This is a genomic window from Microbulbifer bruguierae (assembly GCF_029869925.1).
Classification (GTDB): domain Bacteria; phylum Pseudomonadota; class Gammaproteobacteria; order Pseudomonadales; family Cellvibrionaceae; genus Microbulbifer; species Microbulbifer bruguierae.
The window spans coordinates 4,370,302-4,385,000 of sequence record NZ_CP118605.1 but is presented as its reverse complement, the minus strand read 5'-3'; the positions used below and the strand labels follow the sequence as shown (position 1 = coordinate 4,385,000).

Below are 14,699 nucleotides of genomic sequence, written 5' to 3'. Positions count from 1 at the left end.
CTCAACCACCTCTCGGTGATCTCGAGAAGGGCGCGCATTATATCGAGCTCTTCTCGCTTGGCAAGCTCTTTTTTGAGAGCTTTTTTCAGGCTTGAAACCAGGCTAAACAGCGCTGACTTTCAACTCCTGAAGGGCTGCCGGAGCCCTGCGGTGTCGCCTTGGCGACCCCGTCGAAGTGGCGCGCATTATAGCGACCTCCCCGACCCTGGCAAGCTGTTTTTTGAATTTCTTTTTCAGGGAAAACCCTTTGAAAATCAACAACTTATCCTGCCAACCTCGCCGCCTCTGCAGCGGTGAGGGCGCGAACTATACTTAGTGGACACAAGCTTCGCAAGCAGTTTCAAAAAACTTTTTGCGGCCGCCCAGCGAAGGGTTCGCAAAGACTGGAGCTTCACTTTCCAGCGAACACTTCAGTCATAAAAAAACACCCTCCTGAGAGAGTGTTTTAAAGATGGCGGTGAGGGAGGGATTCGAACCCTCGATGAGTGTTAACCCATACGCCCTTAGCAGGGGCGCGCCTTCAGCCACTCGGCCACCTCACCGTACAACTTTTAAGACTCCTTTTTGCTGGGAGCCACCAGCGCCTCAGACAATTTGTCTTGGCTGCTGAAAGTGAGCGGCATCATACCAACGGCCAGACAAAAATCAATGGGGAATCAACAACTTTTTGTGATTTCTTGAGAATCGATGGCAAATTGTACAGATATAAAAAAAGGCCGCTATGCGGCCTTTTTCTGGCAGGTGTCTCTCAGTCCTGGTTACCGCTCTCGTCGGTGGACTGCTTCTCCCTCTGGATACGCTGATAGATTTCCTCGCGGTGAACAGCGACATCCTTCGGCGCATTGACCCCGATTCGTACCTGGTTGCCCTTAACACCCAATACGGTAACCGTCACATTGTCACCAACCATCAGTGTCTCACCGATACGGCGGGTTAAAATTAACATTACCTACTTCTCCTTGATCATCCTGTGATTTGGTACGACCGGTTATCCCTGGCCCGCACCTTGGATCATAATAACCCGAGATAACTGCAAACCGAGAACCTTGTCCGTCACTTTATTCAGTATTGCCCAGACGCCGGAAATCTCAATAGGTCGTACCGTGCGCCAGACAACCGAATTGCTATGGTTGCCGGCACAATCCATCACTCTGGTTATAGCTATTCTGTGACCTTGGGTTCAGACAGTTCAAACGCACTGTGAAGAGCCCTTACAGCCAATTCCAGATAACGCTCATCAATGATCACCGAAATCTTTATTTCAGAAGTCGTGATCATCTGGATGTTGATATTGTCTTCCCCTAGCGCTTCAAACATGCGCGAAGCCACATTTGCATGCGAACGCATGCCAACCCCGACAATAGAGACCTTGGCAATCTTATCGTCAGATACAACTTCCCGTGCACCCAATTCCTCAGCCACCCTCTCAAGGACTTTGCGCGCCTTGCTCAGATCGTTCCGGTGAACAGTGAACGTGAAGTCGGTTGTTCCGTCGACCGCGCTAATGTTCTGCACGATCACATCAACTTCAATATTTTCAGCCCCCACCGGCGCCAGGATACGGCAGGCCACTCCGGGGGTATCGGGCACGCCTCGGATTGTCAGTTTTGCCTCGTCGCGGTTAAACGCGATGCCGGAGACTACAGGCTGTTCCATCTCGTTGTTTTCCTCATCCAGACTAATCAGCGTGCCGCCACCCTCTTCAAAAGTTGAGAGCACGCGCAACGGCACCTTGTACTTCCCGGCGAATTCAACCGCACGGATCTGCAGGACCTTGGACCCCAAGCTGGCCATTTCCAGCATTTCCTCAAAGGTGATCCGGTCAAGACGACGGGCGCTATCAACTACCCGCGGATCCGTCGTATAGACGCCGTCCACATCGGTATAAATCTGACATTCCGTAGCATCCAGCGCTGCAGCCAAAGCCACCCCGGTGGTATCGGAACCACCGCGGCCGAGGGTGGTTATATTCCCCTCGTCATCAACGCCCTGGAAACCAGCGACCACCACAACCTTGCCAGCGTCCAGATCACGGCGCATACGTTCTACGTCAATACGCTGGATTCTGGCTTTGGTATGGGCGTTATCAGTCAGAATCTTGACCTGACCGCCAGTATAGGAGCAGGCGTCATAGCCACGTTTTTTCAGGGCCATACTCAACAGCGCAATGGTCACCTGCTCGCCGGTGGAAACCAGTACATCCATTTCCCGGGGGTCCGGGTGTTCCTGGATCTGGCGCGCCAGATCAATCAGGCGATTGGTCTCTCCACTCATCGCTGAGAGAACCACGACCATATCGTGCCCCTGGGCTTTGAAGCCGGCCACCTTGTCGGCAACAGCTTCGATACGCTCGATAGAGCCCACCGAAGTGCCGCCATATTTCTGCACGAACAAACTCATCGTTCCAGTGTTCCTTACTACTACCTTGCCCGCGTCACCTGACACGCGTGTGCCGCGCACTTAATCACCAAATTCCGGGCAAATCAACCGATAAACCCGACAATCGGCCCAAATTAACCTGACCAATTCACACTATTTGGCATTTCCAATGGATACTTCAGCGGATATTAGTTTTCACCCACTCGGGGATTGCTTTCAACAGAGCCGGCAACGCATCCACATTGACGCCACCACCTTGTGCCATATCCGGTCGACCACCACCTTTCCCGCCAAGTTCACCAGCGGCAAAACGCATCAGATCTCCAGCAGCCAGTCGACCAGTGAGGTCTTTGGTAACCGCTGCAATCAATGCAACCTTGTCCTCACCAGGCGCTGCCAGTAGCACAATCCCGCTACCCAGCTTGTTCTTCATCTGGTCTGCCAGGTCCCGTAGCGATTTCGCATCAGCACCTTCGACGGAAGCGGCCAGAAGCTTCACTCCACTGACTTCGACGGCCTGGCTGCTGAGGTCCCCACTGGCACCACTTGCCAGACGGGTTTTCAGCTGAGCCAATTCCTTTTCCAGCTTGCGATTGTTTGCCAGCAGCTGTTCCACTTTGTCTGCAACGTGATCGGGACGCGTTTTCAGCAGCGCAGCAGCATGATCAAGTCGCTGCTGAGCCTCATCGAACAGCGCCAGTGCATGTGCACCTGTCACTGCTTCAATTCGACGTTGACCTGAGGCGATACCACTCTCAGCGACGATACGCAGCAAGCCGATATCACCGGTCCGCTCCACATGGGTACCACCACACAGCTCTACAGAGAACGCCGCGTTATTGGTACGCTCCCCCATGGTCAACACACGCACGGTGTCCCCATACTTTTCGCCAAACAAGGCCATCGCACCCTTGGCTCTGGCCGTCTCGATATCGGTTTCTTCGGTCTCGACGGCTGTGTTCGCGCGGATCTGACTGTTCACCAGTGTTTCAATGACACGCAACTGTTTCACTGTCACCGCTTCCGGGTGCGAAAAATCAAAACGCAGACGCTCGGAGTCCACCAGAGACCCCTTTTGGGTAACATGCTCACCGAGCACTTTTCGCAGCGCCGCGTGCAACAGGTGTGTCGCGGAGTGATTCAGAGCGGTGGACTGGCGCACCTCATCAGCAACATCCGCCTCTACGCTATCGCCTACCGCAAGACTGCCACTCAGCATTTTTCCCTGATGTAAATGATGGCTACCGAGCTTGCTACAATCCATCACCTCGAAGCGATTGGCAGACGCCTGCAAATAACCACTGTCGCCAACCTGGCCACCAGACTCGGCGTAAAACGGTGTGCGGTCCAGAATAATCGCGCCGCTCTCCCCTTCTTCCAGGCGCTCAACCTGTTCGCCGTCCCTGAGTATGGCAACCACTTTGCCGGTACCCGCAGTCGCGTCGTAGCCGAGAAATTCAGTAGCACCTTCAAGATCCAGATTACCGGTGTAATCCACTTTGAACTTGCCCGCAGCTCGCGCACGTTCTCGCTGCGCTTCCATGGCTGCATCGTAGCCAGCCATATCCAGGGTCAAGCTTCGCTCGCGGGCAATATCTTGAGTCAGGTCGGTGGGGAAGCCGAATGTGTCGTACAGGGTGAACACCAGTTCTCCGGGAATTTCCGAGCCCCGTAACGATGAGAGCCCCTCTTCCAGTAGCGCCATGCCTTTGTCGAGGGTTTTGGCAAACTGTTCTTCTTCCTTGCGCAAGGCATTTTCAATAATGCTCTGCTTTTCGCGGAGTTCCGGATAGGCTTCACCCATCTGCTCGACGAGCGCGGCAACCAGCTTGTAAAAGAAGATGTTCTCGTGACCCAGTTTGTGTCCGTGGCGCACAGCGCGGCGGATGATGCGGCGCAGCACATACCCACGTCCTTCATTGGAAGGCAAAACACCGTCGGCGATCAAAAAGGCACAGGAGCGAATATGATCTGCGATCACCCGCAAGGATTTCTCTTCCAGGTTGGTGCAGCCAACGATTTCGCCTGCGGCTTTCAACAGCGCCTGGAACAGGTCGATTTCATAATTGGAGTGCACGCCCTGCATCACCGCAGCGATACGCTCCAGTCCCATGCCGGTATCTACTGAGGGCTTGGGCAACGGGTGCAGTTCACCATCGGCGGTGCGCTCGTACTGCATAAAAACGAGGTTCCAGATCTCGATGTAACGATCGAGGTCATCGTTGTCCGACCCAGGTGGGCCTCCCGGCACATCTTCACCATGGTCGTAGAAGATTTCCGAGCTCGGGCCACAGGGTCCGGTATCGCCCATCTGCCAGAAATTATCTTCATCCAGACGGGAGAAACGCTCGGCACTGACGCCAACTTCTTTCAGCCAGATATCTGCCGCTTCATCATCGCTGATATGCACCGTAACCCAGAGCCGCTCTTCCGGTAGCCCCAGTACTTTGGTAAGGAACTGCCAAGCGTACTGAATAGCCTCGCGTTTGAAGTAGTCACCGAAGCTAAAGTTGCCCAGCATTTCAAAAAAAGTGTGGTGACGGGCGGTGTAACCGACATTTTCCAGATCGTTGTGCTTACCGCCGGCGCGCACACAACGCTGAGAGCTGGCGGCACGTACATAGGGGCGGGTTTCCTGTCCGAGGAAGGTATCCTTGAACTGAACCATGCCCGCATTGGTAAACATCAGTGTCGGGTCGTTACCCGGCACCAGAGAACTGGAAGGCACCCGGGTGTGCCCCTGCTCGGCAAAGTAATCAAGAAATGCTTCGCGTATCTGTGCGCTCTTCATCCAGCCAAATTCCACATCGTCAGTAATAATTTTGCGGCGCCGCACGGAGCAGCACCAACCGTTCAGCCTTGCGGGTCCCCAGCAAGGCCAGCCTCAGGCATTTTGCGCTGGGCGAGTAAATGAATATGCAGGTGAAACACCGTCTGGCCGGCGCTGCGGCCGTTATTCACCACAAGCCTGAAGCCATCCTCCAGGCCCAATTGCCGGGACAGCTCGGAGGCCACCCACATCAGATGCCCTAACAGGGGCGCATCTTCCTTTTGCGCCTCCACCAGATTCACCAGCGGTTTACGGGGAATGATCAACAAATGTGTCGGTGCCTGGGGCGAGCGGTCTTCGATGACAATGCACTGATCGTCCTCAAAGATTCGCTTCGCTGGCACCTCTCCCGCCATGATCCGGCTGAATACACTCGGCTCACCCATATGGCTCGACCTCTTGTCTGATGGCAGCAGCGCTACTTTTCCAGCTTTTCGTCCACAGTGAGCTGCCGCGCCTCGGATTCGAGCATGACCGGAATGCCGTCCCGAATCGGATACGCCAGGCCACTGGCCTTACAGACCAGTTCCTGCGCTTCTTCACGGTATTCCAGCGGGGCCTTGCTGACCGGACACACCAGCAGGCTCAGTAATTTTTTGTCCATGATTCACCCTGCATCATCCCGCAGCCGGCAGTATCGCCGGGCTACCGGTCAAAAATGACCGCGTATGGTACAACGCTTTTCCGGGGTTTTCACGATCGACGGGAGAATTCCCGCGGCGGCAATGACAGCGCTGGAAAATCGCGCTCAACCGCCGGCATATCGACGCTCAGGCTGGACGCCGCGTCGGCACAGGGTGTTGAGATGTGCGACCAGCAGGGAGAGCGCTTCCTCTCCCACGCCGGGCTCATTGAATACTTCGTGGTAGGCATCAGGAAAGCGACTCAGGCGATGGGTTTCCCCCTCCAGCCGCTCAAACCAGGCGCGACTTGCCAGGGGATCGACCAACCGATCCCCCTCCGGTAGCAGCATCAAGCAAGGAACTTGGATCGCAGAGGGCTTCTGCAACAGGCGCTCCCTGCACCGCTGATATCCGGTAAACCAGCGCGGTGATACGCGGTCGTGCACCAGATCATCAGCCTCATAGGCTGCGACTATTTCTGGATCGCGACATATTCCATTTACATCCAGGCGATTGGGGAAGGAGAGCGCGGGAAATAGCCTGCCCAGCAGCCGGAGTAACGAGCTCTCCAGGACCCCAGGCTCTTTCGCTCCCCGGAACGCCGGTGCAGAAAGTATAAGGCTCTCCACCCGCCCCCCCTCCGATGGAAAAGCGACACTGCCGCAGGCAATGACCGCCCCCATACTGTGCCCCAGAAGATGTACCGGTCGTCCCGGGTTTTCATGGCGAATCAGGCGAACAAACCGGCACAGATCAATGCTGTAATGTTCAAACGCCTCGATATCCCCACGCCTCCCCGGGGACTGGCCGTGACCAAAATGGTCGGCCGCATAAACACTGTAACCACAGGTGTTGAGCTGCCTGGCAAGGCGCCGATAGCGCCCACTGTGCTCACCCAATCCATGGGAAACGACCAAAACACCGCGCGCATTCTCCACCCACCAACGTCGGTAATGCAGCCGGATACCGCGAGACTCAAAGTACATGGCGCTCTCCTCTTATTTTTGTAACCGCCTCATCGCCGCCTCGTTATCTATAAGCCCGACAGGCCGCCACCGCATTACACCATCCGCCGAGTAGTGCTTGCCGCTGCCCCTCAGGCATTTGCGGCAGAAAATCCTGCTCTATGTCCTGCAGGGATTCAGGTAGCTGCTCGCTCACCCAGATCCCCGCGCCAATCCCTGCCAGTAGTGCTGCCCCCACCGCCGTGGACTCGATCTGCCGGGGACGCTCCACCCGTAGCCGGGAAATGTCCGCCTGGAACTGCATCAAAAAATTATTCGCACTGGCGCCCCCATCTACCCGAAGGCACTGGAGATCTACCCCGAGGGCCTGGGCCATAAGATCTGCCAGTTCGTGGCTCTGATAAGCAATCGATTCCAGCGTCGCCCGAACCAGCTCTGCCCTGCCCGCACCCCGGGTCAAGCCAAAAACCGCGCCCCTGGCATCCGCATCCCAGTGCGGGGCCCCAAGACCACTAAAAGCTGGCACCAGATAAACGCCGCGGGTATCGGGAATACTGAAGGCAATCTGCTCACTTTCCGATGCCTGCGGGATTACCCCCAGATCATCCCGCAGCCACTGTACCGCCGCCCCGGCATTGAACACCGAACCCTCAATCGCGTACTGCGGCTGTCCGTGCTGGTCGCAGGCCATGGTCGCCAGAAGCCCTTCCGGTATCCGGGGGCGCCTGTAGCCTGCAATGGCCAGCATGAAACAGCCTGTGCCGTAGGTATTTTTCAGACTTCCCGGTCTGGTACAACCCTGACCGAACAAGGCCGCCTGCTGATCCCCGGCAACGCCTGAGATCGGAATTTGTGCGCCGAAAAACACGTCTGGGTCGGTAGTTGCAAACAGCCCTGCGGAGGGTCGGATGTCCGGAAGTATCGCCTGCGGACATTCGAACATCGCCAGTAGCTCATCATCCCACTGCTGTTTGTCGAGGTTATATAAGAGTGTGCGGCTGGCATTGGTGTGATCAGTAACATGGGCTTGGCCACCGGTAAGACGCCAGATCAGCCAGCTGTCGACCGTGCCAAAGGCGATTTCGCCGGTGTGCGCCTTTTGCAATAGCTCGGGATTCTCGCGGAAAACCCAGCTTAGTTTGCTGGCTGAAAAATAGGGATCCAGAAGCAGCCCCGTTTTTTCGCGCACCCCCTCTTCCAGTCCGCGGGACCGCAGCCCGGCACAGATCTCTGAGGAGCGGCGACACTGCCACACAATGGCCCGGTGTACCGGTTCACCGGTTTTGCGGTCCCAGAGGACCACAGTCTCCCGTTGATTAGTGATACCCAGCGCAGCCAGCGCACTAGCACCAATACCTGCGCGCTGCAGGGCCGCAGCGCAGACCTGTAAAGTCACTTGCCAGATTTCACTGGCATCGTGCTCAACCCAGCCCGGACGGGGATAATATTGGGGGAATTCAGAGTAACTGCGGCCCAACAGCCTGCCGTCACCGTCAAAAACAAACGCAGTGGTACCGGTTGTACCCTGATCTATGGAGAGAATCATCGCGGCTCGCTTGTTGTTATTCTGCGGAGCGGTTGTTTCTCAGCCAGTATATACCCTCATTAGGGCGCTGCGTCACCAGCGGTATCCAACTCAGCCAGCGCAAACTGAATCGCATCGGTAAAAAAGCCTCGATACGCCAGATACCTATGGCGGCGAGCTCGTTCTTTCTGCTGCGTTGCCCAAGGCAACGCAGGATCGATTCGCTGGCGAAATTTCCGCTGCAGTTGCTCCAGCGCCAACTGATACCAGTCGACGTCCTCCTGTAACTGCTCCATGGCAGTCTGCACAAGTACAGAGCGAACCCCCCGAAGCTGGAGTTCCTGGCGGATTCTCAAAGGCCCCTGCCCACGTTGTACCCGGGAGCGGCAAAATACCTCCGCGAACCGTTGGTCGGACTGATAGTTGAGTTCCTGCAGGCGTAGTAAAACACCATCAAAATCGGCATCAGGATGTTTCGGGAGCAACTTCTGGCGCAATTCGTGGCATGAGTGCTCGCGGCGAGACAGCAGCTCTAGAGCAGCTGTGAACAGTTTTTGGAAAGCTTCGGATGATTCCCGTGAACGAACGAGGGTATCGGGGGGAGAGTCAGAGAGGGATCCTAGCGACGGCCAATCAGAGAGACCGCCGCTGGTGCCTTGGGATGAAGACAAGATCAGTCTTCCGCAACGGCCACTGCTTCAGGCTTTGCGGGAATCGCATCACCCAGTAATTGCGCTCGCAGCTGGGCTTCGATCTCATCACGGATATCGGTATTTTCCTTCAGGAATTTGGCGGCGTTAGCCTTACCCTGGCCGATCTTGTCGCCCTTGTAGCTGTACCAGGCACCCGCCTTATCCACCAGTCCCAGTTTCACGCCGTAGTCGATGATTTCACCCAGCAGGTTGATCCCCGCACCGTACATGATCTGGAAATCGGTCTGCTTGAACGGAGGCGCCACCTTATTTTTAACCACCTTGACCCGGGTCTCGTTACCCACCACCTCATCGCCGTCTTTGACGGAGCCGATACGACGGATATCCAGACGCACGGAAGAGTAGAACTTGAGCGCGTTACCACCGGTGGTGGTCTCGGGCGAGCCGAACATCACGCCAATCTTCATGCGGATCTGGTTGATAAAGATGCACAGGGTGTTGGTGTTCTTGATGTTACCGGTCAGCTTACGCAGGGCCTGGGACATCAGCCGCGCCTGCAAACCAACGTGGGTATCCCCCATCTCCCCCTCGATTTCCGCGCGCGGGGTCAGCGCTGCCACGGAATCCACCACCAGTACATCAACGGCGCCAGAACGTACCAGCATATCCGTGACTTCCAGAGCCTGTTCGCCGGTGTCCGGCTGGGAGACAATCAGCTCGTCGACGTTAACCCCAAGTTTTTCAGCATAGATGGGGTCCAGGGCGTGCTCCGCATCCACGAAGGCGCAGGTACCGCCCTTGCGCTGAGCCTCGGCAATGACCTGGAGAGTCAGGGTAGTCTTACCGGAAGATTCCGGACCATAGATTTCAACAATACGACCCCGGGGCAGACCGCCAATGCCGAGCGCAACGTCCAGGCCCAGAGAGCCAGTGGAAATCGCGGGGATGCGCTCACGGCCCTTATCCCCCATGCGCATGACGGTGCCCTTGCCGAACTGGCGCTCGATCTGTGACAGCGCCGCCTGTAAAGCCTTGTCTTTGTTGGAATCCATGACCCTTCCCGTGTACTTGAAGATTGGTTGTGGGAAGGAGCTTAGAGAAAAATTACTGTATAAGCAACCAGTAATCCGAAATTGGTGTTCGGCCCCCTGGTCGCTACCCACAACCACAGTGCGAGGAAAGTGGATACTGAAAACTCAGCGTTTGCGGTGCTCCCGGGCAATGGCAAGCAGCCCTGTCAGCGCCTCCGCCACGGTCTGCGCCTGAACCTCCGCTCGACTGCCATTGAAGTGCATACAGCGGGCCTCCACCGCTACGGGCTCCTGACCCTGGCCGTGGGCCCAGGCTATCCACACAGTCCCCACCGGCTTGTCATCGCTACCGCCGTCGGGGCCGGCGATTCCGCTTACCGCTACCGCAAGATTGGCATCCAGCCGATTCAACACGCCCACCGCCATTTGCCGCACCACCGGTTCACTCACCGCCCCAAAGACCTCGAGATCCTCTGGATCGACACCGAGCAATCCGCGCTTGATACGATTCGCATAGGCAATGATGGCGCCGTCAAACCAGGCCGACGCACCCGATACAGAAGTAACTGCAGCGGCAACAGCGCCGCCGGTGCAGGACTCCGCCGTCGTCACCCGCCAGCGCAACGCCTGCAAATGCGCCCCGAGCTCCTCCGCCTGGTGCTGAATATTCAGATCAACTGCCACTACCCACTCCGCCCTGCCCCTGCTCGCCGCCGGCTTGCGTACAGGACGAAAACCGATAGGGAATATTACTCACTGGATCAAAGCCCAGCTCCAACGCCGCATCCAGCAGGTCCGACGGGATGCGGTGCAAAAGAATATCGCCCGTTGGCCCGCCACATACCGACGGGTACATGCGATCCGCCCTGACCCCACAGCGAGACTCGATTACCTTGACACCATTGCCAACCAGTTTGCCACGACTCTGCTCCACGGAAAGTCCACCGCCTTCGCACTGACGACTCCCCCGCGGCTCCACAACCCATATCGTTCCCGCCGCCCGCACCACGCCCTGTTCATCCTCACCTGCGGCGGGCATATCCTCCGGCGCGGGATCTGGAGCCGAGGCAGCATTTTTTTCCGGCGAACTATTCTTGGGTAACGCCTGATTACCGCTGCGGTCTCCGCATCCTGCCACACAGAATCCCACCAACATCACAGTGGCTACCGCCAGACTCTGCCAACTTCTCACTATCGCGCTCCTTGCCCAGTCAGTACTAATTTTCCAATTGCCGATCGTTCCGTGTCAGCTTAGTGCCAGCCAGACTCCTACGCCAAGCATCAGGCTGCCGGCGACCCGGTTAATCAGGCGCACACTTTCTGCACGATGGAGCAGCCGACTCAGGGTCCGACCACCACCGGCGTAGATCAGCAGGCACACAAACTCCAATGTGAGAATAATACCCAGCAGCACTGCCATCTGCGGCAACAACGGCTTGTCCTGAGCGATAAATGGCGGTAATAACGCAATGAAAAAAGCCCACCCCTTGGGATTGGCCACCGCGGTAACAAAGCCCTGCAGGACCATGGTTACCGCCCGGATTGGCGCAGGGCCTTGACCCGAGGGCTCCGCCAATACCATCCGCCCCCGCGCGCGCCACATCTGTATCCCCAGATAGATCAGATAAACGCCGCCGCAATACTTGAACAACTGAAAGGCCCCGGGGTACTTCAGCATAAACGCCGCGATACCTAACACAGCCGCAAGCGCCACCACCGCAACGCCACACAGCTCACCGAGCATCATCCACATGGTGCGGCGCACGCCGAAGGCCATCCCCATGGTCAGAGCCAGCGTCATACACATACCCGGGGTAATGGATACGAAGAAAAACGTGGGCACAAACAGCGCCAGTAGAGACCAATCAATCATTGCCCAGCGCACACTCAGTGATGCGTCCCGCTGTGATTGCCGTAGTGGCTGACGAACATACCAGCCAGCATCAGACCACAGCCGATCAGCTCTTTCGCGCTCAACATTTCATTGAGAAACAGCCACCCCGCCGCCACCGCAAAGACAGACTCCAGGCTCATAATCACCGTAGCGTGGGAAGGCGCCGCGCTGCGCTGCCCCAGAAGCTGGAACGTAAATGCAATTGCCGTGGAAAAAATCATCATATAGGCAATGGGCCAGGCGGCATCCAGTGCGGCCTGCAAGGTAGGCTGCTCAATCACAAAAGAGGCGATCGCCGATAGAATCCCGCACACCAGAAACTGGATCGCAGCAAGTCGCAGCGCGTCATAACGGTGTACCAGAAAATCTGCCGACAGCACCTGGATCGCGAACACGAAGGCACTGGCAAACACCATCAGGTCACCAATCAATTGCGCTTCTTCACTGAAGTCCGCCAACCAGTAAAGGCCGAACAGTGCTAGCGTTACCCCCGCCCAGGTCCAGCGATTGGTTTTATGCCCCAGCGACAGGCCGATAACCGGAACCAATAACAGATAAAAACCGGAGATAAAACCCGCGCGGCCGGCCGTGGTGTATAGCAGGCTGGCCTGCTGAAGGGCCGCCCCGAGAAACAGCCAGAAACCGAGCACCGCCCCCCCCGGCAAGCACTTTCGCCAGCGATGATGGACTGCGACCCCGCTACTTTCTCCGGGTTGCACATCACGCCGGGAAGAAAGCCAGTAAACCACCGGTATCAGTACCAGGCCACCGAGGAAAAAACGCCAGGCGTTAAATGCCAGTGGCTCAATATGCGCCATGGCAATTTTCTGCGGCACAAATGCAATACCCCAGAAAAGCGCCGCCAGTAACAACAGCAGTTCGGCCTTTGCCTGTTTCTGTTCCATAACAAAACACCTGTAAACACCAGCGTAAAACCTGCCGGTAGATGAGCACAATTCGGAAGCACTACCCCTCAATCGCCAGAATCTGGACGTTCAGGCGACAAATCAAAGGGGCTGAATAAGACTGACCATCAACTGCAGTGACTGACGCCCGCGAAACTCGTTGATATCAAGTTTGAACGCCAGTTTTACACGCTCCACCGGTACAACCGGTGCCGACCAGAGATCCGGGTCGATATTGAACGCAATAGCATCGATCGCCTGCTGCGGCGCAGATAGCGGTGCCACAGTCATTTTCAAGTGACGTTCGCCGACGATTCTATGTTGCAACAGCAGAAATTCACCATCGAATTCCGGCTCCGGGAACGCCTGCCCCCAGGGCGCACAGGCGCGCAGCAGGGCTGCGGTTTCCATGGAAAATTCACCACTCTCCAGCTCGCCATCGGTTTCGATGATTGCCTGCAGCTGGGATTCCTTGAGCCGGTCCCGCACCGCCTTCTCAAACGCCTCAGTAAACGCGGACAGGTTTTCCGCCCGCAGGCTCAACCCGGCAGCCATGGCATGACCGCCGAATTTGCTGATCAGCTCCGGGTTGGCCGCCGCCACATCACTCAGTGCGTCGCGTATATGCAGCCCGGCGATCGAGCGTGCAGAACCCTTGATCAAACCATTGTCGCCATCGGCAAAGGCAATCACCGGACGGTGAAATTTTTCCTTGATGCGACTGGCGAGAATACCCACCACGCCCTGGTGCCAGGCGGCATCGTACAGGCACAAACTCCAGGGCAATCCCTCCTCCGCCAGCTGTAGCTGATCCAGAGCGGCCATTGCCTCCCGCTGCATGCCCGCTTCAATGGCCTTGCGGTCCCGATTGAGCCCATCCAGTTCTGCCGCCAGCTCCCGGGCCTCCTGTGGATCACGGGTCATCAGACAGCGGATACCGGTGCCGATATCATCGAGACGACCAGCGGCATTGATGCGGGGACCGAGGATAAAACCAATATCTGTAGTGGAAAGTCGGCTGCGGTCCCTCCCCGCCACATCCATCAATGCCTGAATCCCCGGCCGGCAACGGCCGGCGCGGATACGGGCAATGCCCTGGTGCACCAGCACCCGGTTATTGTGATCCAGTGGCACCAGGTCCGCCACGGTTCCCAAGGCCACCAGATCCAGGTACTCCGCCATATTCGGCACCGCGATGCCGGTCTCCTCGAACCAGCCCCCAGCTTGCAGCACGCTCTTGAGGCGGCTCAAAAGATAAAAAATCACACCGACGCCGGCGAGATTCTTACTCGGAAATTCACAGCCTGGCTGATTGGGATTGACGATGGCATCCGCCAGCGGCAACTCGCTGCCAGGCAGATGGTGATCGGTGACGATGACGTTCAGCCCCGCAGCCTTGGCAGCCGCTACACCTTCGATACTGCTGATCCCGTTATCCACGGTAATCAGGAGGTCCGGGTGGTACTCCTGCGCCACCGCGACAATCTCCGGGGTCAGACCATAGCCAAACTCAAAGCGGTTCGGCACCAGGTAATCCACCGGCCCAGCCCCGAGGGCACCGAGCGCGAGGACAGCCAGGGTGCTACTGGTAGCACCATCCGCGTCGAAGTCACCGACAATCAGGATCTTGTGCTGATTGCGCACCGCATTCACCAGCAGGTTTACCGCCGCATCCACACCGCGCATGGACTCAGGGCTGCACAGGCGGGCAAGCTGGTGGTCCAGCTCGTCATCACTGGCGACGCCACGTCCCAACAGCACGCGCTGGAGAATTTTCGGGGTCGAAGAAGTAAAACGGCCAGTGGAAAAATCCACTGGCCGTCGTCGAATAATAGCGTTCATCGCGTCCGGTCGGCTTAAAAGTTACTGACTGTGCTGCAGTGTTTCAGCAGCG

The 14,699-nt window shown here is 57.1% G+C and carries 14 protein-coding genes and 1 tRNA gene; all 15 read right to left on the bottom strand.

Features of this window, described 5'->3' with window-relative positions:
- Positions 1 to 452 precede the first annotated feature (452 nt).
- Positions 453 to 542: transfer RNA gene (locus PVT68_RS17900), tRNA-Ser, on the bottom strand.
- A gap of 206 nt (positions 543 to 748) precedes the next feature.
- Positions 749 to 946: a carbon storage regulator CsrA gene (gene csrA / locus PVT68_RS17895; protein ID WP_280320441.1), complete on the bottom strand. Its 198-nt coding sequence runs from the start codon at positions 944 to 946 to the stop codon at positions 749 to 751.
- A 215-nt stretch (positions 947 to 1,161) separates the two neighbouring features.
- Entirely contained in the window at positions 1,162 to 2,400 is a 1,239-nt protein-coding gene (locus PVT68_RS17890; protein ID WP_280320440.1) for an aspartate kinase, read from the bottom strand.
- A gap of 157 nt (positions 2,401 to 2,557) precedes the next feature.
- Positions 2,558 to 5,170 (bottom strand): alanine--tRNA ligase, encoded by a 2,613-nt coding sequence (alaS, locus tag PVT68_RS17885; RefSeq protein ID WP_280322559.1) that lies wholly within the window; start codon positions 5,168 to 5,170, stop codon positions 2,558 to 2,560.
- Between the two features lie 62 nt (positions 5,171 to 5,232).
- Positions 5,233 to 5,595, bottom strand: coding sequence for a histidine triad nucleotide-binding protein (locus tag PVT68_RS17880; RefSeq protein ID WP_280320439.1), 363 nt, complete (start codon positions 5,593 to 5,595; stop codon positions 5,233 to 5,235).
- Positions 5,596 to 5,627: 32 nt separating this feature from the next.
- A complete protein-coding gene (locus PVT68_RS17875; RefSeq protein ID WP_280322558.1) occupies positions 5,628 to 5,816 on the bottom strand; it encodes a Trm112 family protein in 189 nt (62 codons plus the stop codon).
- Between the two features lie 141 nt (positions 5,817 to 5,957).
- Positions 5,958 to 6,818, bottom strand: coding sequence for an alpha/beta hydrolase (locus tag PVT68_RS17870; RefSeq protein WP_280320438.1), 861 nt, complete (start codon positions 6,816 to 6,818; stop codon positions 5,958 to 5,960).
- Positions 6,819 to 6,861: 43 nt separating this feature from the next.
- Entirely contained in the window at positions 6,862 to 8,343 is a 1,482-nt protein-coding gene (gene glpK / locus PVT68_RS17865; RefSeq protein WP_280320437.1) for a glycerol kinase GlpK, read from the bottom strand.
- A 59-nt stretch (positions 8,344 to 8,402) separates the two neighbouring features.
- On the bottom strand, positions 8,403 to 8,993 hold the full coding sequence (locus PVT68_RS17860; RefSeq protein ID WP_280320436.1) for a regulatory protein RecX: 591 nt from the start codon (positions 8,991 to 8,993) through the stop codon (positions 8,403 to 8,405).
- Positions 8,994 to 8,995: 2 nt separating this feature from the next.
- Entirely contained in the window at positions 8,996 to 10,027 is a 1,032-nt protein-coding gene (recA, locus tag PVT68_RS17855) for a recombinase RecA (RefSeq protein ID WP_280320435.1), read from the bottom strand.
- Positions 10,028 to 10,171: 144 nt separating this feature from the next.
- Entirely contained in the window at positions 10,172 to 10,690 is a 519-nt protein-coding gene (locus PVT68_RS17850) for a CinA family protein (RefSeq protein WP_280320434.1), read from the bottom strand.
- A complete protein-coding gene (locus PVT68_RS17845; protein WP_280320433.1) occupies positions 10,680 to 11,198 on the bottom strand; it encodes a hypothetical protein in 519 nt (172 codons plus the stop codon). The genes PVT68_RS17850 and PVT68_RS17845 overlap by 11 nt, the downstream gene beginning before the upstream one ends.
- Positions 11,199 to 11,252: 54 nt before the next feature.
- Positions 11,253 to 11,879, bottom strand: coding sequence for a LysE family translocator (locus PVT68_RS17840; RefSeq protein WP_280320432.1), 627 nt, complete (start codon positions 11,877 to 11,879; stop codon positions 11,253 to 11,255).
- 14 nt (positions 11,880 to 11,893) lie between these two features.
- On the bottom strand, positions 11,894 to 12,805 hold the full coding sequence (locus PVT68_RS17835; protein ID WP_280320431.1) for a DMT family transporter: 912 nt from the start codon (positions 12,803 to 12,805) through the stop codon (positions 11,894 to 11,896).
- Positions 12,806 to 12,907: 102 nt separating this feature from the next.
- Positions 12,908 to 14,647, bottom strand: a complete 1,740-nt coding sequence (gene recJ / locus PVT68_RS17830) for a single-stranded-DNA-specific exonuclease RecJ (RefSeq protein ID WP_280320430.1) — start codon at positions 14,645 to 14,647, stop codon at positions 12,908 to 12,910.
- Between the last annotated feature and the right edge of the window lie 52 nt (positions 14,648 to 14,699).

Excerpts from the sequence above, each read along its gene's own strand:
- PVT68_RS17840 (WP_280320432.1), bottom strand. The coding sequence starts at position 11,879 with ATGATTGATTGGTCTCTACTGGCGCTGTTTGTGCCCACGTTTTTCTTC.
- csrA (WP_280320441.1), bottom strand. The coding sequence starts at position 946 with ATGTTAATTTTAACCCGCCGTATCGGTGAGACACTGATGGTTGGTGAC.
- PVT68_RS17880 (WP_280320439.1), bottom strand. The coding sequence starts at position 5,595 with ATGGGTGAGCCGAGTGTATTCAGCCGGATCATGGCGGGAGAGGTGCCA.
- recA (WP_280320435.1), bottom strand. The coding sequence starts at position 10,027 with ATGGATTCCAACAAAGACAAGGCTTTACAGGCGGCGCTGTCACAGATC.
- alaS (WP_280322559.1), bottom strand. The coding sequence starts at position 5,170 with ATGAAGAGCGCACAGATACGCGAAGCATTTCTTGATTACTTTGCCGAG.
- recJ (WP_280320430.1), bottom strand. The coding sequence starts at position 14,647 with ATGAACGCTATTATTCGACGACGGCCAGTGGATTTTTCCACTGGCCGT.
- PVT68_RS17890 (WP_280320440.1), bottom strand. The coding sequence starts at position 2,400 with ATGAGTTTGTTCGTGCAGAAATATGGCGGCACTTCGGTGGGCTCTATC.
- PVT68_RS17870 (WP_280320438.1), bottom strand. The coding sequence starts at position 6,818 with ATGTACTTTGAGTCTCGCGGTATCCGGCTGCATTACCGACGTTGGTGG.
- glpK (WP_280320437.1), bottom strand. The coding sequence starts at position 8,343 with ATGATTCTCTCCATAGATCAGGGTACAACCGGTACCACTGCGTTTGTT.
- PVT68_RS17835 (WP_280320431.1), bottom strand. The coding sequence starts at position 12,805 with ATGGAACAGAAACAGGCAAAGGCCGAACTGCTGTTGTTACTGGCGGCG.